A 16,900-nucleotide genomic window follows, 5' to 3' on the forward strand; every position below is an offset into this window, starting at 1 on the left:
GGGATGAGGGATGTCGTGGATTTATGAAGCGCGTTTGTATGATTCAAAGTCTGTCGCGTCTTATGTCGCCATGTGCATCCGGGACGATCATTTATTGACGGGCACCAGCGACTTGAAAGTCCAGGTGTATAAGACGCGCAAAGGGAATTTTGGCGTTCGCTATCGCAAATATATGACTGAATAGGCGTTCGCGGAATCCCTGCACACCTACCTCACATCATTTAAACACGACGAATACACTGTACAACGTTGAACAGGGTTAACATCGTGGTGTTGTGCAGGGGGTGAGTCGTTGGTGAAGAAACTTCAAGCGGGCACGCGAGGAAAACAGTCTTCAGCCGGACTTCCAAACTTTGTGACGCTTGTTCAGCGCTATAAGAAAGCGGTTATGGGCATTGAAGTCGTACAGGTCTCTAACGGACAGCGTAGCACTGGATTCGGCTTTCCCTGGGAACGAATACAACCGCGATCGAGTCGACCAGCTCTAAACATCGGCACGGGTTTTGTCTTTCACCCAAAGGGTTACATTTTAACAAATGAACACGTCGTCAGTGACGCGGATAAAATTATGTTGCGCGTCTACGGAAAAAAGGATTTAGTTGAAGCCAAAGTGTTTGCAAGGGATCGGAAACATGATATCGCTATTTTGCGGGCAGATGTCGAAACCCCTTCACCAATTCTTCGTCTCGCAAATGCAAAGGACGTTCATGTCGGGGAGTGGGTGCTCGCTATTGGTTCACCCCTCGGACTTGATAACACGGTTACCGTAGGAATCGTAAGCGCGAAGAATCGACCGCTGCAAATCGGTGAGCGAGATTATCCAAATCTCATTCAGACTGATGCAGCCATCAACCGAGGGAACAGTGGAGGTCCTTTGATCAATCTGCGTGGCGAAGTGATCGGCATGAATACAGCCGTGTCACAAAGTTCACAAGGAATTGCATTTTGCCATCAGCGCCGATGTCCTGCGCAAGAGAATCGATGAAATCCTCCGTGTGTAGCGTATCCTGTGGTAGACACCACTTCTTTGTACTCCTCAACAAGCCCATCAAGTTTATGTTACATTGTCTGTAGGCTACTCAGCTGTTGCAGGCGATGTTTTTTAAATCATGTGGCTTATGCCAGAGGAGTCATCGAATGATGGAACGAAATGGGATCCCACAATATACAGCGGATGAATTGAAAACAATTCTTAAGGACGGTAAAACAAAAGTCATCGATGTTCGAACGCCGGAAGAATATGCAGAGGGGCACATTCCGAATGTACCACTCTGCCCGATGCAGGAAGTGGCCGACTGGATGAATGAGTTGCACCCCGAGGAATCATACGTCTTCATTTGCCGAAGCGGGAACCGGTCGCAACGAGTCGCCGAGTTTCTGAAGTCCAACGGGTTTGATCATGTAGCGAATTACGACGGCGGCATGTTGGCCTGGGATGGCGAATTGGAAAAATGACGTCGCAAGAAAAACAGTTGTAGTGGATTTGATTCATAGCATGCTTCAAGGACGGCTTCGGTGCTCATTGCATCGAGGCCTATTTTATTTGACACGTCCTCTGTCACGTCGCGAAGACGAACGCTTACCCCATGTTCAGTCACGGCGGTAAGCAGCTTGTCCCATGGATGTCTAGTTAAGACACGACGCAGAAAGTTGTGACGCGCACTTTCTGTGAAGACTTGAAATTGTTGATTCCGGAACACGATCACGACACCAGCAGGTGAAAAAATGTAGTCTCCGGCTTCTTCAACGCTGACCTCGAACACTTTTGCGATTTCTGCCATGTTCATCCCCCTGTGAATGGTTACACTCTAAGCCATTGTCGGACTCCTCGCAAGTCAAACGCCCAGCCCACTCACCTACCGCAATCATACGATGATGCGAAGGTGAGGTGCGGCTGATGAATTATCATGATGTGCTTGCACGACTGGGTGTGACAAACGCCCATCCTGGTGGTAAGCAAATTACTGAATTATGGCTTCAATCCGTCACGATACCGGCTGGGGCATCCGTTCTGGATGTGGGCTGCGGAAACGGGGCGACGGCTTGTTTGGCTGCGAAACGATGGCATGCCGATGTGACCGCCCTCGATCTTCGCAAACGGATGGTGGAAAACACGAAGCGTCGTGCCGTCCGTGAAGGGGTAAGATTGAAGGCCATTCAGGGTTCCGCCGAGTCATTACCCTTTCGCGATGGCACCTTCGACTTTCTTATTTGCGAATCGGTGTTGGTATTTGTCCGTCCCGAACAGGCATTGCATGAATTTCAACGCGTGCTAAAGCCGGGAGGACAGGTGGTTGACGTGGAGATGATGACCTTAGGCCCCGTTACGCAAGAATGGCGCAATCGCGTTAAATCTGTGTACGGCGCCACACATGTTCCCGATCTCAATGGTTGGAGAAGCTACTTTCACCAGGCCGGATTTGGCGTACGCGTGATCCGCTCGGGTCCCATCGCCAGCTTATCGATGAGCGGTAATCAGCAGGATCCTGTTGTTGCGGACTTAAACGCGTTTTCCGATCCGCAGGTTCTCCAGATTGTTGAAACTAATGGGCGATGGCTACAAGAAAACCAACACACTTTAGGATACGGGATCTTTTTACTGACGAAGTCAAATTCGGAAACATAAACGATCTAAAGCAGGGGATAGTATGGTTGACATCAGATGTGCCAGGTGGCGTGGGCAGTTGTGGTTGTGCAGTACGGGCGTGACGATGACGTGGTGATAGCTTTACAGGACCTGATACGGTCCCAAGGATGGCGAACGGATGTCGACCATGCAAGTAATAAACCACTGAGGATCGGTCGTACAGGAGATGGACTTGCGCGACTTTGCTGCGGATGGCAGACACCGCATAGAGCACGGTGGCGCTGCACAACGGCGACGCAACTGCTTATACTTTGGCGCACCGGTGTTTCAAATACCGGCGGCATATGCCGCCGGTCGATTTATTTATACCAGAGATTATTTGTACCAGGATCGTTCCAACCGGAAAGGACGAAACGCCAGAAAGTCACCACTCACAAGTTGGTATGTGATACCGTTGTGCACGTCATTTCTCGCAAATCGGTGTGCAAATCCATGTAGGTGGCCGTATATACATAGCTTGACGGGAAACTCCTCCAAGATGTTTGTGAAGATGGTTGTGTCTTCGCCAGGACCTATAGGCGGATAATGGATCATACAAATGATAGGCAGTCCATGCTGTGCTGCGTTCTCGAGTGATAGCCGAAGCCGATGTGCTTCCCGTTTCAGGATTCGCTCATCTTCCTCGTTAAAGTTTGGGTGACTAGGCAAAACCCATCCCCTCGTTCCGGTAATAACACAATCGGAAAGAGGAAGACTGTCATTTTGCAATGCATACATTCCGTCTGGAAGAATGTTCCGCACTTTTCCGATCCCGTTCCACCAGTAATCGTGATTTCCACGAATCATGATCTTTTTGCCCGGCAGAGCCGCAATCCACTCCAAGTCGGGTTTTGCTTCCTCTAGAGTCATCCCCCACGAAATGTCCCCTGGTATGAGAACGACATCATCTTCGTGAACGTTTTTAGACCACTCATCCGCAAGTCGACTCGCGTGATTTGACCATGCTTCTCCGAAGACATCCATCGGTTTATCCACTGCTGTCGAAAGATGTAAATCACCGATCGCGTATAAGGCCATGGCTGTCAAGCCTCCCTTGAAAGCTCATGATAACATGTGTCACCGATTCTTGCAGAATACCAAGCGACAATATGTGCTTTTTAGGTTTTTGGTTTTTTCTTTTCTATTGAAGTGAGACTCATCTCTTACATCATGGCCCGCTTCAGGGACTGCCGCCATAATGGAAGAAAGGAGAAATAAGCATGCCTACGAATTGGACCAAACAGCAGTCGGAAGTTATTCGCAGTCGTGTCGGGTCCACGGTTGTTATCGCGGCACCAGGCAGTGGCAAAACGTCTGTTCTTACGGAGCACATCGTGAAGGCTGTACATCATGACGGTATCTCACCAGAACATATCATGGCTGTCACGTTTACGAGGCAGGCGGCCCTGCACATGCGCCACAAACTCAAACAGCATCCGGCTATGTCGTTTCGCTCCTCTGAGACGCTGCGAATTGGCACGTTCCACGCCCGAATGTTTCAAGATGCTCTATATCATTGATACAAAGGGATTTTATTCGTGGGTAACTCGAAATTGCAAATCAAATGCTAATCTGCCGTTTTAAAAATCCTGTTTTCCAACTTTTTAACGGCGTCTTCCTGCATTCCAGGTAAGATATGCGAATACAGATCCATCGTTACTCGGATACTTGAATGACCGAGACGTTCCTGCACGACTTTCGGGTGGATGCCGAGTGCCAACAGGAGGGTGGCGTGAGTATGTCGAGATGAATGCAGGGGGATATGTGGTAAATTGTTCTTCTTCAAAAAAACCGTCCAATCACGGCTGAAATTTGTTGGTCGAATGCTAGAACCATCCGCACGAACAAAGACCAAGTTCTCTGGGTTGAATCCTGGACCGACTTTCATGCGCTGTTCTAGCTGTTTTTTCCGATGCTCGCGCAACCGCTCCACATCTTCATCAAATAAAACGATTGTACGGCGGCTAGAAGACGTTTTAACCTCTGATACGACCTTTTCCCCATTCTCAATCTTTAAACTGCGTTGTACGTGAATCTGGGCCTGTTCAAAGTCGATATCATCCCACTTCAATCCAAGGATTTCACTTCTACGCATTCCTGTGGTTACAGCCAGAGTAAAAGCGACATACAGTTCATGTGATTTCACGGCCTCGTTGAAGGCTTGTACATCATTAAAATCCCATACAGGTCGAATCTTGTGCTCGGCGCGTGGGGGAGTGACTTGCTGCATGATGTCTCGCGCAATGTATTCCCACTTAACGGCATCTCGGATCATGACATGGAGCGTGTTATGAACCGTTTGAATGGATGCGGGTGAGAGGTTGCTTTGCAACTCAGAGTAAAGCGATTGCACATGATTACCGCGCAGCTTCGATAAAGTAAGATTGCCAAGATGGGGAATAATATGGTTCCTCAATAAACGTTCGTTATTTTCGTGCGTGACAGGGCGAACCTGAGACTTACGCGCCTCCAACCATATCTCCACAAATTGACGCACGGTAACCTTAGTTGGTTCTACATAAGCGCCGGTATTAACTTCTTGGATTTTCTCGACCAAGGCCCGTTGTGCTTCCTTTTTTGTGTTATACCCACTGAACCATTTGTATTTCCGTTTACCGTTCGCATCTAATCCCATATAGACGACTGCACACCATTTGCTCCCGCGTTTGCGAACGTGACCTTGCATACTTCATCCCTCTTTAAGTTTTCGTGAGTGTCAAGGAGTGACAACATGTTTGAAATTAGATGTCGAACTACGTTTTTTTGACCGGACGTAACGCGCCATTTCTAACTTCGTAGATTATTCCGTCAATCATCACTCTGACCCCGTCCATTCATGGTGCCTTCTTTCCTCCGGTATACGAACGTATGTTCTAGTTCTGCAGTAATTATATGGTTTGACAACAGCCTGATCAATCCCATATTTTGATTACTATACTCGCGAGAAAAGTATCACAAATTATCAACTTGTACAACTGCAAAATTTACACTCGTGTGAACCTGGATGTGTTATAGTTGCACATATTATCAATTCTGCAGCGAAAGTGAGGTGATAGAATTGGCGCATATTAACAACGAGGAGAAGGGTATGACGCGTCCCATTACGATGGAGCGGATTCGAGAAGAACGCAAGAAATTGAAGATGACACAGGAGGAATTAGGAAAGCTCCTCGGAAAGAACAAGAGTTTTATCTCTCGTTTGGAACGTTATGGACAACATCTAAGTGTGCCTATTCTCGATCAGCTAGCCGACATTTTTGAATGCACTACCGATTACTTATTAGGCCGTACCGATAAACGAAATTAAAAACCTCCACTTCCTATTCAGGAGTTGGAGGTTCGTTTTTATTACTTTTCAAATTTACCATCATTTGAAGTAACTGTATTAACTCATTTCTAGTCATTCCTCTATTCAACAGGTCTGCATTTAGTTGAATGACATCAACACCAAGTTTCTTTATCTGTTCAGCAATATCCGCATTGTGCTCTCCAGCAATTTCATCAATTGACTTCCAACCCTCATCGTACATCATCGGGTTATTCGTCAATCCCAAGAGGTAATCCGTTGGTACGTGATATAGTTCTGCTATTTTTGGCAATAATTCATTCGGAACATCACGCCGTCCATATTCATAACCCGCATAGGTACTTTTTGCGATCATCAACTTGTCTGCAACTTCCGATATTGACCAGTCGCGTTTTGTCCGTAGTTCCTTTAATCGTTTAGGGAGATCCATGGTTTCACCTCCAAACAGAGATATTATAGTGTGCAAAATGCGAACGGTAAAATAATTGTTCAAAACGCGCACGAATGTATTGACGTGTTCATTCCGCGTACTATATAATCAAGTCATGAAGTACGCAATACGAACACGATTGAGAGGAGGAAGTGTTATTGGCTAAGTCATTTTATCCTCGCCCGTGGATGACGAATGCAAGAGAGAAGAAGGGATACTCTACATCTGATTTGGCCGCCAAAGTCGGTACCACTCGCTCACACATCTGGGCTATTGAGGTCGGCCGCAGAACTCCACGGCGCGAACTCGCTCACAAGATTGCCCGTGAATTGTGTGTTGATGTCGGTAATTTTATGCGCTTGGATGTTCAAAATGAACACGACATAAGTAGGGCTCAATGATTCGTCCAAGGAGGGGAGAACGAGGTGGAACGCGAGGACTTCCCGCACACATTAACGCCGAAGCAGGTGAAAGAGTTCATGAATATCGGGATTAACCAGGTATATGAGCTTATTCGTACGCGTTCTGACTTACCAAAGTTCTACATCGGTCGTAGTCCAAGGATTCCGAGAGATGCTTTCTTTCGTTGGTACGACGAACGGTGGATGTCGAACGAGAAGTTGGAAGTTGAAGTCTGAGGAGAGATGAACTTGGTGTTCGAACTCATGATCACGGAACGGAACGGCCACTTTGTTGCAGATAGCCGAGACGTATCACGGATGACTGATACCCGACACGATCATCTATTAGCAAAAATCGATGGATTTGCCCGGGTGTTATCCGCTGACCCGAGATTTCGGGTGAGTGATTTCTTCTTAGAATCCTCCTATGAAGATGTTACTGGCAGAACGTTAAAGCGGTACGACATCACCCGCAAGGGTTGCGACATGGTAGCCAACAAGATGACTGGTGAAAAAGGTGTCTTATTCACAGCGGCATACGTGACCAAGTTTGAAGAAATGGAACGTTCACAAATCAATGGGCATTCACTCCCACAGAATTACAAGGAAGCATTGATTGCTTTAGTCACTCAAGTCGAGGAAAACGAAAGACTTCAGTCTGAAAATGCTTCGCTCGGGCTGCGGATAGAAGCAGATAAACCAAAGGTGTTGTTCGCGGAAGCTGTTAGTGTGAGCCAAACAAGCATACTCGTTAGAGAGTTGGCGGTAATTCTTCGCCAGAATGGTGTGGACATCGGTGAGAAGAGACTATTTGAACAACTGAGAGATAGGGGATATCTCATTAAACGATTTGGTACGGACCGCAACATGCCGACTCAGCGCTCGATGGATTTAGGACTCTTTGAAGTGAAGGAGACACCCATTATCCATTCCGACAACCGAGTTACGGTCAGCAAAACTCCAAAGGTAACAGGACGGGGTCAAATTTACTTCATCAATTTGTTTAAGCGTGAGATTGCTTCGCAAGAAGTGGTTGCCAGTGAATCTCGCTGAAGAGTTTCACCCAGTTCCGGTGCCTAAGCATAAGCGGAAGAAATCGACTTACACGTCGGAGCTTCGAGAGCTTATCAAGGAACGAGATCAAGTTTGTCAGTCATGTGGAGGCCCAGGCGATGAAGTTCATCACGTCATACCGAGGGGCCGCTTTTACCGAAAGTGGTACACCCTCGACGATGTGAACGACGAACGCAACCTCATGTACTTGTGTTGGCCATGTCACCACAAAGCAACAACGGACAACGCAGAACTAGAGCGACTTATCAAGTTGCAAGAAGAGCGATTCGGGCCACTTAGGAAACAATTCGAATAGGAGGAAATCACATGGAGTATATCAGCCGGTACCAAGCAAAAGCGCACATGCACAACATCATCGATGCATTACTGTACACCGACAACATTGAGGCTATACCCGGCCATATTGAAACCTACGTGAAGGGGCTCCAGCAAGCGGCTAACAAGGTCGGCGTGGAAACCGTTGCTGAGTTCATTGAACAACAACAGAAGTCATTCGAATCAAGGAACAACGTTCACAGCATCGATAGTCACCTTGATATCAACAGAGTTGTAGCGGTCAAGTAGCTCGTTTGTTAAATCCTGCAGCACAGTCTCAAGTAGTTCCAAAATCGCATCAGTCTTGGGCGAGGTAATCATGCGGATCATTTCCTTTCGGGGAATGTTGGTGTGATGCCGCAGCCCGTCAGGAGAAATAAAGACAAGCCCAGATGGAGATATCTGTTGCGGCAGTTGAGAGGGGGTGGAACAGAGTGAAACGAGGACGCCGCTCGGGTGAGATATTACGCGCTCTAAGAAACTACAAGCGCAAATATCAACACGCTGTTGGCGAGTTTGTAGGGGCGGATGTATCGACTATCTCACGGATTGAATCCGGGGAATTGCCAGTTACATCCGAAGTGGAACGCAGGTATGTAGATGCTTGCGGTGGCGTAAATGCCCTTCGCACGTTGATTGATGACTCAGTCGAATTACTGAATCGACTCATGGGCCACAACCAACCTCTGAAACTAGCTTAACACCGAGGTTATGCAAATGATTTGCAGGTTTTCGACAAAGACAAACGCGATCGTAGATACGGTGACATATAGAGGTGAACCATGAATCAGAGGATACGTGATGCAGTAGAGAGTGCCGCTGTCGTGTTGGAAGAGATACGGAGACATGAAAAAGACTCTCGCGCCAACGAGAGCCCTAAAGGAAAAAATGCTAAGGCAAGCATACCACATTCGAAATGAGGTGCGGTAGATGCGGATTACACCAGAGCAAGTGGTTGAAGCGTATAAGGCTACCGGGTTGAAGCCGATGCAAGGAGATTACTTCCCGGAACAAGGTTGTGCATGTGGAATTGGGTGCATGTCACGGACGGTCGTAGGGTTGTTGCCCGAGGAAGACTTCGACCCCATCTCTATCATGGAAGACGCCTTTAATGTTTCTCACAACTATGTTGTCGGATTCACTCGAGGATTTGACAATCTCGATAATAAAGAAATCTACGGAAACGACATGAAAGACGGATACGCAGACGGTCAAGCAGCATGGAAGGCTGTTGTAGAAGTTGGCCTAGTGGAAGGCGGTGCGGTAGATGAAGCCCTGTGAAAAGTGCCAGGAGGATGCAGTCCATCTCGTCCGCGTCATTGATCCAGCCGGATTCGGCGGAGAGATGTACGTCTGTGTTGATTGCCTAGATGACCACTATAAATGGTGCTTCGAGTGTAGCGAGTGGAGAAGAAGGGCCCAGTTCCAGCACCAAAGGGACACGATCTGCAACGAGTGTACGGCTGAGATTGCGGCGGAACAAACAAAGGAGCGTGTGACGGTATGAAGATCACCGAAACAACGGACGGGAAGTGCCCACAGTGTGAAGTCCCTTTGCGGAACGACGAGTGTCCAGAGTGCTACTGGCAACCGGGGGCTGAACTCTCCGCATGCGACGACTGCCGGGTTATCACGGATGACCTCGTTGAGACAGCCGATGGTCATGAGTATTGCACGGGGTGCGCGAAGGAAGGTGTGGCAGTATGACGGCGGTAGCAGAACAACCGGAACGCTTAGGTACCTGTCGAGTATGCGGATACCCAGTGAAGTCGGATGAAGCGTATACACAGGATTTCGTGAGTGGTTGGTACTTTCACGCAGGATGTCAGATGCCAGAGTCAGAGAAGCGGAGGGATGAAGAGTGAGTCTCACACAAGCTGAAGTGTTGGTTCGCACATCCGGTCTGAGTCATGACGAGTGGTTGGCTAACCGTCGAAAGGGAATTGGTGGCTCGGATATTGGCGCCATATGCGGAGTGAACCCTTGGAAGTCACCATTGTCGGTTTACCTCGATAAGATTGGCGAACTCCCACCGGTTGAAGAGAATGATGCAATGCACTTTGGCACGTTGCTCGAACCGGTTGTGGCAGATGAGTACAAACGTCGCACAGGCTATGCCGTCCAACGTCGGAACTTCATGTATCAGCATCCCGATTATCCTTGGGCTTTGGCGAACGTGGACCGGATCATTCTCAACAAACAACGAGGACACGGGATTCTCGAAGTTAAAACGGCTTCGGAGTTTCAATCCAAGGAATGGTCGGAAGGCATTGTCCCAGAACAGTACATCCTTCAACTGCAATGGTACCTCTGGATAACTGGATTCCAGTGGGGAGCATTCGCAGTCCTAGTTGGTGGAAACAAGTTCTACTCACACGAAATGGAGCGGAATGAAGACATCATCGGGTACATGGTGGAGAGTGCCAAGGAGTTCTGGGAACGGGTTGAAACGAGGAATCCGCCACCGATTGACGGTTCTGCGGATAGCACAAAGATTCTTAGTGCTCTTTATCCGCAATCACGCCCAGATTCATCTACGACATTGCCTAACGAAGCTGCGGAGTGGATCCGCATGTATCGAGAGGCTTTGGATAACGAAAAGGCCGCCAAAGAGCAAAAAGAGCTTGCGGTAAACAAACTCAAGGCCATGATGCGCGACAACGAGATTGCGCGGTATGGAGACCACAAAATCACATGGAAGTCACACGTCCAACAGGACTTCGATAAAAAAGCATTTGCCAACGAGCATCCCGAGTTATTTGCAAAATACGCGTCCAATAAGACGATTCGCAAATTCCTAGTGAAGTGAGGTGTCCAAATTGGGGAATGTGAAGAACGCTGAACATCTTCAAAACAAACTTGCCAACCGCACAAATAGTGTCGATAAGAAAAAGCCTCAGACCGTCGAGGACTGGATTCAAGAGATGGCCCCGGCCATGCAACAGGCACTCCCTAAACACCTTGATATAGACCGTTTCACACGCATTGCTGTGACTCAGTTAAGGACCACGCCGACTCTTCGAGAATGCACAGTACCGAGCCTGTTAGCGGCAATCATGCAGTGCGCTCAACTTGGTTTGGAGCCTGGGCTTCTAGGCCACGCATACCTCGTTCCATTCAATAACCGGAAGGCTGGCGTGAAGGAAGTGCAGTTCGTTATTGGTTACAAAGGGCTTATCGACCTAGCGAGGCGGAGTGGGGACATCGAAAGCATTGCCGCTCATGAAGTGTGTGAGAATGACGAGTTTATCTTCGAGTACGGTCTTGAAGAAAAGTTGATTCACCGTCCGGCACTCAAGGACCGAGGCAAACCATATCTCTACTACGCTTACGCCAAGTTCAAGGGCGGCGGTCACCAAGTCGAGGTTATGCCTGTAGAGGACATCGAGAAGATCCGAGCGAGGTCCAAGGCGAGAGACGGTGGCCCATGGCAGACGGACTATGACGAGATGGCAAAGAAAACGGTCATACGTCGATTATCCAAGTACCTTCCAATCAGCATCGAAGTGATGCGTGCAATCGCACAAGACGAGTCGGTCAAGGACGAGATCGCTCCGGATATGACGGAAGTGCTAGACCTTTCGGATGACGATATCAAGTTCGGAACGGAGGTGCCAAACGATGTCGCCAGCGCTGAAGCAGAGACCGCAGCTACAAACGAATCCGATCCTCCTGTCGAGGTTGACAGTGAAGGAAAGCCACTATTCACACCAGAGCAACTCGACGAGATCAACAATCTCTAGGACGTTTGGCGCCGCCTCCATCCTCCTCATGGCCGCTGCACTTGTAACAGGTGTAGCGGTCCACTACGGAGGTAACAAAGGTGACGTTCCTGCTAACACCAAGACCATGACCTACATAGTCGCCCCAGGGGAATCTGAGTGGTCGATTATCGAGCAGTATGACAAACGTGATGACCCGCGTAAGGCAAGAGACTGGATCGATCAGCGTAACGGATTAACGAGTGATGAGTTACAGCCGGGGCAAGAGTTAGTCATTCCGGTGGGGAGGTAATCGTATGGGACTCGATTTTAGCCATTGTGATGCACATTGGGCATATAGCGGATTCATGAGATTTCGGAGACGGTTGGCGGAGCAGATCGGATTCGCGCTTGATGAAATGGAGGGATTCGGCGGCACCCGTTCGTTCGATGAAATGGTCGATGATATTAAGCCACTCCTAGACCACTCGGACTGTGATGGTGAGTTGACACCGGAAGAATGCAAGCAAGTGGCTCCAAGGCTTCGGGAACTCGTTTCTGGTTGGCTGGATGATGACCGAGACAAGATTCAGGCACTAGACCTGGCAGAAGGCATGGAACTAGCAGCAGAAGAGGGAGAACCCTTGAGATTTCGTTGATTGGCGTGAGTGTTGCGCGCGCATCCCACGATATGAGCATATGCAGATTTTTGGTTTTTATTACATGCGGATGGAGGTGACTTCAATGTCTCGTGTGATGGATCAAGTCGTTAATGTAGTCATGCCGCTAAAGGTCCAAATTGGGGTAACTACGGAGGATAGAAAAGGCGATTTTGAAGATCAATGTATCGAGTTCGCTAAGCACATGATCGTGTGCCGAGTGCATGAGGTCGTAGATACCGTGTTTACGGCTAAGTGGCACACCGATTCTCCGATTGAGGGAATTGTCTATCTGCAACTTCAGGAAATGAAGTGGGGAAGTCCTAGAACGGGACCATACAATTTGAAGTTCCGAACTCAAGTAGAAATAGGGAACTATCGCGTAGATTACCTGGTCGAGTTCATGGACCTAAAGATTGTAATCGAATGCGACGGGCACGAGTTTCACGAAAAGACCAAGAAACAAGTTGAACGTGACAAGCGCAGAGATCGGTACTTAACAAAGGCTGGTTACAAAGTTCTTAGGTATTCAGGAAGCGAGTTGTATTCAAACCCAAGTCGCGTCATGGAAGACCTATCGGAAATATTCGATGACTTGCTAATGAAAAAGGATACGAAGGATCTAAGGCGAGAGGAGTGAGGACGGGTGCAGCTGCACAACAGGCAGATAAAGGCGACATTTTGGAAAGACCCTGAACTTGTGCAGTGGCCCCGGGATCTTCGGTGGTTCTATGAAGGGCTCATACAACTCGCTGACGATTCGGGGTGCCTGGAAGACTCGCCATTCGCCTTCAAACTCGAATTGTACCCGTCTCCAACAGACTCAGATGTAACCGTCGAGGTCATTGAGGGATGGAGAGACCATCTTGTAAGCACAGGGAAGTTAGTGCCGTATACGTCCGGCAACAAACAGTGCCTATACCTGTACAACTTTCAAAAGCATCAGGTATTAAAGAGTCCACAACAGCCAGATGTTCCTCTTCCAGAGTGGATCGAATGGGCCCCTTACGATTCGAATCCAAGAGCTGGTAAGTACACCGTAAACAGAGACGTTCTTACGGAGTTCTTACAGAGTTCTTACAAACCTCTTCTAAGAGAAGTAAAGAGAAGAGAAGAGAAGTTAATTCAAGATCAAGAGAAAAAACAACAAGGCGACACGGTACTGAGTGCTTTGAGAGAGATGTCGGCAACCCAAGAACAAAAACACTCGTTGTCGTTGTCTAATGACAACCGTCTAGCTAAAGTCTCTCGACTCTATCAAGAAAGCGGAATGGGACAAGTTAACGACACTGTTAAGAGATTCTTACTCGAATGGTTGGACATTTATTCCGACGAATGGATTGAAAATGCATTCCGTGAAGCGGTTCTTCAGAACAAGCGACGACCGGCTTACGTTAACAGCATCCTTCAAAACTGGACTGCGGACGGTGGAATGAAAATCACGATAACCACCACTGCAACAAGGGAGGCGAAATCACGACATGGACCTGGAGAACGCACTGAGCCATCTGAGTACGGAGAGGACGTGCGCGACGCATTCTATCGTGGATGGGAAACCTAAGTGCAATTGGTGCGGGGCCGATATCGAACCAATGATGACGCTTATGTTCGGGGGCCGTGAAAAACCCTTCGGTGCCAAAAGGTGTACATGCCCTGAAGCACAAGAGCATTGGCGCAAGTTTGATGAACGGCTGAAGGCTGAAGAGGAATTCCGATTGGAGAATGAGCGTAGAGAACGCATCCGAGCACTGTTCACACAAAGCCTGCTGCCCGAACGATGGAAGACACGGACGTTTGAAGCCTTCCAGGTCACACCGGAAAACAGACAGGCTTACGAGATGGCCAAGGCATATGCCCGAGACTTCGAACCATCATCACCACATGGACTCATCTTGTCAGGAAGGGTCGGACGTGGGAAGACGCACTTATGTGCAGCTATCGCGATGGAGCTACTCAGTCGGGAACACTCGGTGATATTTGGGACCGTGACAAACCTTCTGGCTCAGATTCGGAACACGTATTCGGATGACAAGGAAACCGAGTTGAAGGTGTTCCAGCGCCTCACTAGATGCCGACTACTCGTCATTGATGAACTAGGCAAAGAGAAAGTCACGGAGTGGGTTGAGCAGACGGTATACGAGATCATCAACACCCGATACGAGCACAATAAGCCGATTCTGGTAACGACCAACATGGATGTATTCAAACTTCCTCAGAAGTACCCGAACAACGGCGAGGCAATCCTGTCTCGGATCCTCGAGATGTGCCGGGGAGTGCAGATGGATGGTCCAGATTGGCGCACAAAGGGGATGAAGCAGTGAATGACTTTATCGATCTCATTCAACTGCAAATGGACAACCGTGGCCTAACCATGGAGCAACTATACGACGCAGTGAACGCCATAGGTAAGCGTAAAGGATACATGACCTTTGTAGGCGGCTTGGAATGGCATGGAGAGGAACGGATAGCAAGTGCAAGAGATGGAGATACAGAACTCGCCTATCACGGCGCGTGAGATAGCAGGAGACATCATGAGGTACCTAGTGTTCCTAGATGTACCCGAGAGTGTGAAACGAGAAGCAGTACGGATGGTGAATGACGAGTATGAGGAGGAAGAGTGATGGAGAAGACAGATGAAAAGTTGATTTACCGGATCATGGCGCAGACCGATACATTGACAGTCAGCGCTGAAACATCGATTGAAGTTACAGCGGACGAGGTGGCAGAGATCGCAAGCAAAGATGTCTTGCTTGGTGATGGCGTTCGATACAAGAACTTCGTTGCGCTCCCTATATGCACAAAAGAGCAGTGGGATGGAGGCCATGTGAACTTCTGTCCACGGTGTGGGAATCGGCTAAATGAATATGACACCGACAGCGTTGAGACTCAATACAACGGCGACTGCTTCCGCTGCAACTCAACCATCGACGTGTCGATTGAGGTTTATGAGGAGGAAGAGTGATGGATGTAAATAACGCCAAGATGAAGCAACTACTTGAAGCGCTACCACAGATACGGGAGTTGGTATCCGAACAAGCGGAAGTTGAGGGATACGGTTCTGCTTCGTGTGTGGATGATCCACGTGATTTTGTACCCGACTTTGAGATGTGCAGTGAGAAAGAAATCAATGCGTGGAAAGCAGCCTGTGAGTTGGCTGAAAAAGGAGAATCGGTTGACATACCGAGACACCAGATCATCCGAGATGGTGAAGGTTCGATGGCGGCTCATATCGCCTACAACGCATGGGGCCTTGGTACTTACAAATATCGAGATCCAGAAATGATAAGGATTCGGGATATTATCGACGCGGTTCTCCAGGAGGAATCCCAATGACCCCACCACCAGAAGTAACACAATGGCTCAAAGCCAACAACATGAGGGCTATATCTACTCTTAAGTACCTTGAGTTGATGAAAGAGAACTCCAGTCTGCAGAAGCGGATTGAACGGGTACAGAAGCATTATGAGGCGGTGCTTGCAAAATGAGCATCGATGATGCGCAACAGTTATCAATCGCTCGAAAAGCACTAATGGATATCCGTCGAGAAGCACTTGGTGATGACTTGGTCACGATTTGGTGTATCGCAGATGAAGCATTGGCGGTGATGGATGATGGGAATAAAGCCAAACTGGACGGCTGATGAGGTTGAGTACCTCGAGGACAAATGGGGGCAGTTGAGTATCAAGGGGATTGCGAATCGCCTTGGACGCTCTGTACAAGCGGTGAAATTGAAGGCTGGCAAATTGGGACTGGGTGACAATAGGACATGCGTTGACGGGATTACACTCAGCCAACTATCGGTCGAGTTAAAAACATATTATGGAATATTGCGTGAATGGGTAAGGGAACACGACTTTCCTGCAAAACCAAGAGTGTTAGCTGAGTCTAGGACATGTCTGGTGATTCGATACCAAGACTTTTGGAAGTGGGCGGAGTCGCACAAACACATCGTCAACCTTTCGAGATTGGAGCCGAATATCCTCGGCCCCGAACCGGAATGGGCCAAAGAGAAACGGGAGTTGGACAAGCGTTCATATGAAAAACGATTTAAACGGCCCTGGACGGCGCAGGAGGATATGAAACTACGTTCCCTAGTGAATGCCCACAGATACGACTATCCGACCGTAGCGAAGGAATTGGGACGGTCTGAGGCGGCGATAAAGCGGAGGCTGTACGACCTGGGAATTAAAGCGCAACCAATACGTAGGGATCGGCACGTGAAATATACAAAGGCTGAGGTTCAACAGTTGGTCGATATGTACCACAAAGGATACGGATATAACACGATGGCCGAAAAGCTAGGAAAAAGCGCATTAGGAATACGCGGGAAACTCGAACGGATGGGTTACAAGTTTAAGCGGATGGAGGCGGTAAACAAATGAGCGGG

General features: G+C 48.5%; 32 protein-coding genes. 28 read left to right on the forward strand and 4 right to left on the reverse strand.

Features of this window, described 5'->3' with window-relative positions:
- Nucleotides 1–10 precede the first annotated feature (10 nt).
- The 3 genes from NZD86_RS11675 to NZD86_RS11685 all read left to right on the forward strand — a co-directional run bounded on the left by NZD86_RS11675 (nucleotide 11) and on the right by NZD86_RS11685 (nucleotide 1,455).
- Entirely contained in the window at nucleotides 11–184 is a 174-nt protein-coding gene (locus NZD86_RS11675) for a hypothetical protein (protein WP_268046738.1), read from the forward strand.
- A gap of 111 nt (nucleotides 185–295) precedes the next feature.
- Nucleotides 296–985 (forward strand): S1C family serine protease, encoded by a 690-nt coding sequence (locus NZD86_RS11680; RefSeq protein WP_268046854.1) that lies wholly within the window; start codon nucleotides 296–298, stop codon nucleotides 983–985.
- A 152-nt stretch (nucleotides 986–1,137) separates the two neighbouring features.
- Nucleotides 1,138–1,455, forward strand: a complete 318-nt coding sequence (locus NZD86_RS11685) for a rhodanese-like domain-containing protein (protein WP_268041758.1) — start codon at nucleotides 1,138–1,140, stop codon at nucleotides 1,453–1,455.
- Here NZD86_RS11685 and NZD86_RS11690 read toward each other — a convergent pair.
- Nucleotides 1,410–1,781: a hypothetical protein gene (locus NZD86_RS11690; RefSeq protein ID WP_268041760.1), complete on the reverse strand. Its 372-nt coding sequence runs from the start codon at nucleotides 1,779–1,781 to the stop codon at nucleotides 1,410–1,412. The genes NZD86_RS11685 and NZD86_RS11690 overlap by 46 nt on opposite strands.
- 116 nt (nucleotides 1,782–1,897) lie before the next feature.
- On the opposite strand from NZD86_RS11690, the gene NZD86_RS11695 reads away from it, so the two are divergent.
- Nucleotides 1,898–2,626 (forward strand): class I SAM-dependent methyltransferase, encoded by a 729-nt coding sequence (locus tag NZD86_RS11695; RefSeq protein WP_268041762.1) that lies wholly within the window; start codon nucleotides 1,898–1,900, stop codon nucleotides 2,624–2,626.
- 336 nt (nucleotides 2,627–2,962) lie between these two features.
- On the opposite strand, the gene NZD86_RS11700 is transcribed toward NZD86_RS11695, so the two are convergent.
- Nucleotides 2,963–3,664 (reverse strand): metallophosphoesterase, encoded by a 702-nt coding sequence (locus NZD86_RS11700; protein ID WP_268041764.1) that lies wholly within the window; start codon nucleotides 3,662–3,664, stop codon nucleotides 2,963–2,965.
- Nucleotides 3,665–3,846: 182 nt separating this feature from the next.
- On the opposite strand from NZD86_RS11700, the gene NZD86_RS11705 reads away from it, so the two are divergent.
- Nucleotides 3,847–4,146 carry a UvrD-helicase domain-containing protein gene (locus tag NZD86_RS11705; RefSeq protein WP_268041766.1) on the forward strand — a complete coding sequence of 100 codons (300 nt, stop codon included), beginning with the start codon at nucleotides 3,847–3,849 and terminating at the stop codon, nucleotides 4,144–4,146.
- A 47-nt stretch (nucleotides 4,147–4,193) separates the two neighbouring features.
- On the opposite strand, the gene NZD86_RS11710 is transcribed toward NZD86_RS11705, so the two are convergent.
- Nucleotides 4,194–5,312: a site-specific integrase gene (locus NZD86_RS11710; protein ID WP_268041768.1), complete on the reverse strand. Its 1,119-nt coding sequence runs from the start codon at nucleotides 5,310–5,312 to the stop codon at nucleotides 4,194–4,196.
- A 372-nt stretch (nucleotides 5,313–5,684) separates the two neighbouring features.
- On the opposite strand from NZD86_RS11710, the gene NZD86_RS11715 reads away from it, so the two are divergent.
- On the forward strand, nucleotides 5,685–5,933 hold the full coding sequence (locus NZD86_RS11715) for a helix-turn-helix domain-containing protein (protein ID WP_268041770.1): 249 nt from the start codon (nucleotides 5,685–5,687) through the stop codon (nucleotides 5,931–5,933).
- Between the two features lie 13 nt (nucleotides 5,934–5,946).
- Here NZD86_RS11715 and NZD86_RS11720 read toward each other — a convergent pair whose 3' ends face one another.
- Nucleotides 5,947–6,363, reverse strand: a complete 417-nt coding sequence (locus NZD86_RS11720) for a helix-turn-helix domain-containing protein (protein WP_268041773.1) — start codon at nucleotides 6,361–6,363, stop codon at nucleotides 5,947–5,949.
- A 158-nt stretch (nucleotides 6,364–6,521) separates the two neighbouring features.
- On the opposite strand from NZD86_RS11720, the gene NZD86_RS11725 reads away from it, so the two are divergent.
- The 22 genes from NZD86_RS11725 to NZD86_RS11830 all read left to right on the forward strand — a co-directional run bounded on the left by NZD86_RS11725 (nucleotide 6,522) and on the right by NZD86_RS11830 (nucleotide 16,895).
- Nucleotides 6,522–6,764 (forward strand): helix-turn-helix transcriptional regulator, encoded by a 243-nt coding sequence (locus tag NZD86_RS11725; RefSeq protein ID WP_268041775.1) that lies wholly within the window; start codon nucleotides 6,522–6,524, stop codon nucleotides 6,762–6,764.
- A gap of 24 nt (nucleotides 6,765–6,788) precedes the next feature.
- Nucleotides 6,789–7,001, forward strand: coding sequence for a helix-turn-helix domain-containing protein (locus NZD86_RS11730; RefSeq protein WP_268041777.1), 213 nt, complete (start codon nucleotides 6,789–6,791; stop codon nucleotides 6,999–7,001).
- A gap of 15 nt (nucleotides 7,002–7,016) precedes the next feature.
- Nucleotides 7,017–7,817: a phage antirepressor KilAC domain-containing protein gene (locus tag NZD86_RS11735; RefSeq protein WP_407655254.1), complete on the forward strand. Its 801-nt coding sequence runs from the start codon at nucleotides 7,017–7,019 to the stop codon at nucleotides 7,815–7,817.
- The gene (locus NZD86_RS11740; protein WP_268041781.1) at nucleotides 7,780–8,133 is read left to right on the forward strand and encodes an HNH endonuclease; all 354 of its coding nucleotides are present in this window, start codon (nucleotides 7,780–7,782) and stop codon (nucleotides 8,131–8,133) included. The genes NZD86_RS11735 and NZD86_RS11740 overlap by 38 nt, the downstream gene beginning before the upstream one ends.
- Before the next feature lie 11 nt (nucleotides 8,134–8,144).
- Complete coding sequence (locus tag NZD86_RS11745; RefSeq protein ID WP_268041783.1) at nucleotides 8,145–8,402, forward strand: hypothetical protein; 258 nt, start codon at nucleotides 8,145–8,147, stop codon at nucleotides 8,400–8,402.
- 185 nt (nucleotides 8,403–8,587) lie between these two features.
- Nucleotides 8,588–8,854, forward strand: a complete 267-nt coding sequence (locus NZD86_RS11750; protein ID WP_268041785.1) for a helix-turn-helix domain-containing protein — start codon at nucleotides 8,588–8,590, stop codon at nucleotides 8,852–8,854.
- A gap of 229 nt (nucleotides 8,855–9,083) precedes the next feature.
- On the forward strand, nucleotides 9,084–9,434 hold the full coding sequence (locus NZD86_RS11755; RefSeq protein ID WP_268041787.1) for a hypothetical protein: 351 nt from the start codon (nucleotides 9,084–9,086) through the stop codon (nucleotides 9,432–9,434).
- A gap of 222 nt (nucleotides 9,435–9,656) precedes the next feature.
- Nucleotides 9,657–9,860, forward strand: coding sequence for a hypothetical protein (locus tag NZD86_RS11760; RefSeq protein WP_268041789.1), 204 nt, complete (start codon nucleotides 9,657–9,659; stop codon nucleotides 9,858–9,860).
- Entirely contained in the window at nucleotides 9,857–10,018 is a 162-nt protein-coding gene (locus tag NZD86_RS11765) for an immunoglobulin domain-containing protein (protein ID WP_268041791.1), read from the forward strand. The genes NZD86_RS11760 and NZD86_RS11765 overlap by 4 nt, the downstream gene beginning before the upstream one ends.
- On the forward strand, nucleotides 10,015–10,962 hold the full coding sequence (locus NZD86_RS11770; protein ID WP_268041793.1) for a YqaJ viral recombinase family nuclease: 948 nt from the start codon (nucleotides 10,015–10,017) through the stop codon (nucleotides 10,960–10,962). The genes NZD86_RS11765 and NZD86_RS11770 overlap by 4 nt, the downstream gene beginning before the upstream one ends.
- Nucleotides 10,963–10,981: 19 nt before the next feature.
- Nucleotides 10,982–11,896, forward strand: coding sequence for a recombination protein RecT (gene recT, locus NZD86_RS11775; protein WP_268046855.1), 915 nt, complete (start codon nucleotides 10,982–10,984; stop codon nucleotides 11,894–11,896).
- Between the two features lie 28 nt (nucleotides 11,897–11,924).
- Entirely contained in the window at nucleotides 11,925–12,167 is a 243-nt protein-coding gene (locus tag NZD86_RS11780; protein WP_268041795.1) for a LysM peptidoglycan-binding domain-containing protein, read from the forward strand.
- 4 nt (nucleotides 12,168–12,171) lie between these two features.
- A complete protein-coding gene (locus tag NZD86_RS11785; RefSeq protein ID WP_268041797.1) occupies nucleotides 12,172–12,513 on the forward strand; it encodes a hypothetical protein in 342 nt (113 codons plus the stop codon).
- Between the two features lie 85 nt (nucleotides 12,514–12,598).
- Nucleotides 12,599–13,153 carry an endonuclease domain-containing protein gene (locus tag NZD86_RS11790; RefSeq protein WP_268041799.1) on the forward strand — a complete coding sequence of 185 codons (555 nt, stop codon included), beginning with the start codon at nucleotides 12,599–12,601 and terminating at the stop codon, nucleotides 13,151–13,153.
- A gap of 6 nt (nucleotides 13,154–13,159) precedes the next feature.
- Nucleotides 13,160–14,074: a DnaD domain protein gene (locus tag NZD86_RS11795; RefSeq protein ID WP_268041801.1), complete on the forward strand. Its 915-nt coding sequence runs from the start codon at nucleotides 13,160–13,162 to the stop codon at nucleotides 14,072–14,074.
- 34 nt (nucleotides 14,075–14,108) lie between these two features.
- Nucleotides 14,109–14,834 carry an ATP-binding protein gene (locus NZD86_RS11800; RefSeq protein WP_268046856.1) on the forward strand — a complete coding sequence of 242 codons (726 nt, stop codon included), beginning with the start codon at nucleotides 14,109–14,111 and terminating at the stop codon, nucleotides 14,832–14,834.
- Nucleotides 14,831–15,028 carry a hypothetical protein gene (locus NZD86_RS11805; protein ID WP_268041803.1) on the forward strand — a complete coding sequence of 66 codons (198 nt, stop codon included), beginning with the start codon at nucleotides 14,831–14,833 and terminating at the stop codon, nucleotides 15,026–15,028. Before NZD86_RS11800 ends, NZD86_RS11805 begins: the two co-directional genes overlap by 4 nt.
- A gap of 105 nt (nucleotides 15,029–15,133) precedes the next feature.
- Nucleotides 15,134–15,475: a hypothetical protein gene (locus tag NZD86_RS11810; protein WP_268041807.1), complete on the forward strand. Its 342-nt coding sequence runs from the start codon at nucleotides 15,134–15,136 to the stop codon at nucleotides 15,473–15,475.
- The gene (locus tag NZD86_RS11815; RefSeq protein WP_268041809.1) at nucleotides 15,475–15,846 is read left to right on the forward strand and encodes a hypothetical protein; all 372 of its coding nucleotides are present in this window, start codon (nucleotides 15,475–15,477) and stop codon (nucleotides 15,844–15,846) included. Before NZD86_RS11810 ends, NZD86_RS11815 begins: the two co-directional genes overlap by 1 nt.
- Entirely contained in the window at nucleotides 15,843–15,998 is a 156-nt protein-coding gene (locus NZD86_RS11820) for a hypothetical protein (protein ID WP_268041811.1), read from the forward strand. Before NZD86_RS11815 ends, NZD86_RS11820 begins: the two co-directional genes overlap by 4 nt.
- The gene (locus NZD86_RS11825) at nucleotides 15,995–16,153 is read left to right on the forward strand and encodes a hypothetical protein (protein WP_268041813.1); all 159 of its coding nucleotides are present in this window, start codon (nucleotides 15,995–15,997) and stop codon (nucleotides 16,151–16,153) included. The genes NZD86_RS11820 and NZD86_RS11825 overlap by 4 nt, the downstream gene beginning before the upstream one ends.
- Nucleotides 16,125–16,895: a Myb-like DNA-binding domain-containing protein gene (locus NZD86_RS11830; RefSeq protein WP_268041815.1), complete on the forward strand. Its 771-nt coding sequence runs from the start codon at nucleotides 16,125–16,127 to the stop codon at nucleotides 16,893–16,895. The genes NZD86_RS11825 and NZD86_RS11830 overlap by 29 nt, the downstream gene beginning before the upstream one ends.
- Nucleotides 16,896–16,900 lie beyond the last annotated feature (5 nt).

It is taken from the genome of Alicyclobacillus dauci (assembly GCF_026651605.1).
Taxonomy (GTDB): Bacteria; Bacillota; Bacilli; order Alicyclobacillales; family Alicyclobacillaceae; genus Alicyclobacillus; species Alicyclobacillus dauci.

What these genes read in the sequence shown, in the direction of transcription:
- NZD86_RS11710 (WP_268041768.1), bottom strand. Translation starts at nt 5,312, where the DNA reads ATGCAAGGTCACGTTCGCAAACGCGGGAGCAAATGGTGTGCAGTCGTC.
- NZD86_RS11800 (WP_268046856.1), top strand. Translation starts at nt 14,109, where the DNA reads ATGACGCTTATGTTCGGGGGCCGTGAAAAACCCTTCGGTGCCAAAAGG.
- NZD86_RS11830 (WP_268041815.1), top strand. Translation starts at nt 16,125, where the DNA reads ATGGGAATAAAGCCAAACTGGACGGCTGATGAGGTTGAGTACCTCGAG.
- NZD86_RS11785 (WP_268041797.1), top strand. Translation starts at nt 12,172, where the DNA reads ATGGGACTCGATTTTAGCCATTGTGATGCACATTGGGCATATAGCGGA.
- NZD86_RS11825 (WP_268041813.1), top strand. Translation starts at nt 15,995, where the DNA reads ATGAGCATCGATGATGCGCAACAGTTATCAATCGCTCGAAAAGCACTA.
- NZD86_RS11755 (WP_268041787.1), top strand. Translation starts at nt 9,084, where the DNA reads ATGCGGATTACACCAGAGCAAGTGGTTGAAGCGTATAAGGCTACCGGG.
- NZD86_RS11720 (WP_268041773.1), bottom strand. Translation starts at nt 6,363, where the DNA reads ATGGATCTCCCTAAACGATTAAAGGAACTACGGACAAAACGCGACTGG.
- NZD86_RS11780 (WP_268041795.1), top strand. Translation starts at nt 11,925, where the DNA reads ATGGCCGCTGCACTTGTAACAGGTGTAGCGGTCCACTACGGAGGTAAC.
- NZD86_RS11705 (WP_268041766.1), top strand. Translation starts at nt 3,847, where the DNA reads ATGCCTACGAATTGGACCAAACAGCAGTCGGAAGTTATTCGCAGTCGT.
- NZD86_RS11700 (WP_268041764.1), bottom strand. Translation starts at nt 3,664, where the DNA reads ATGGCCTTATACGCGATCGGTGATTTACATCTTTCGACAGCAGTGGAT.
- NZD86_RS11690 (WP_268041760.1), bottom strand. Translation starts at nt 1,781, where the DNA reads ATGGCAGAAATCGCAAAAGTGTTCGAGGTCAGCGTTGAAGAAGCCGGA.
- NZD86_RS11685 (WP_268041758.1), top strand. Translation starts at nt 1,138, where the DNA reads ATGATGGAACGAAATGGGATCCCACAATATACAGCGGATGAATTGAAA.
- NZD86_RS11815 (WP_268041809.1), top strand. Translation starts at nt 15,475, where the DNA reads ATGGATGTAAATAACGCCAAGATGAAGCAACTACTTGAAGCGCTACCA.
- NZD86_RS11745 (WP_268041783.1), top strand. Translation starts at nt 8,145, where the DNA reads ATGGAGTATATCAGCCGGTACCAAGCAAAAGCGCACATGCACAACATC.
- NZD86_RS11695 (WP_268041762.1), top strand. Translation starts at nt 1,898, where the DNA reads ATGAATTATCATGATGTGCTTGCACGACTGGGTGTGACAAACGCCCAT.
- NZD86_RS11760 (WP_268041789.1), top strand. Translation starts at nt 9,657, where the DNA reads ATGAAGATCACCGAAACAACGGACGGGAAGTGCCCACAGTGTGAAGTC.
- NZD86_RS11810 (WP_268041807.1), top strand. Translation starts at nt 15,134, where the DNA reads ATGGAGAAGACAGATGAAAAGTTGATTTACCGGATCATGGCGCAGACC.
- NZD86_RS11675 (WP_268046738.1), top strand. Translation starts at nt 11, where the DNA reads ATGTCGTGGATTTATGAAGCGCGTTTGTATGATTCAAAGTCTGTCGCG.
- NZD86_RS11820 (WP_268041811.1), top strand. Translation starts at nt 15,843, where the DNA reads ATGACCCCACCACCAGAAGTAACACAATGGCTCAAAGCCAACAACATG.
- NZD86_RS11790 (WP_268041799.1), top strand. Translation starts at nt 12,599, where the DNA reads ATGTCTCGTGTGATGGATCAAGTCGTTAATGTAGTCATGCCGCTAAAG.
- NZD86_RS11765 (WP_268041791.1), top strand. Translation starts at nt 9,857, where the DNA reads ATGACGGCGGTAGCAGAACAACCGGAACGCTTAGGTACCTGTCGAGTA.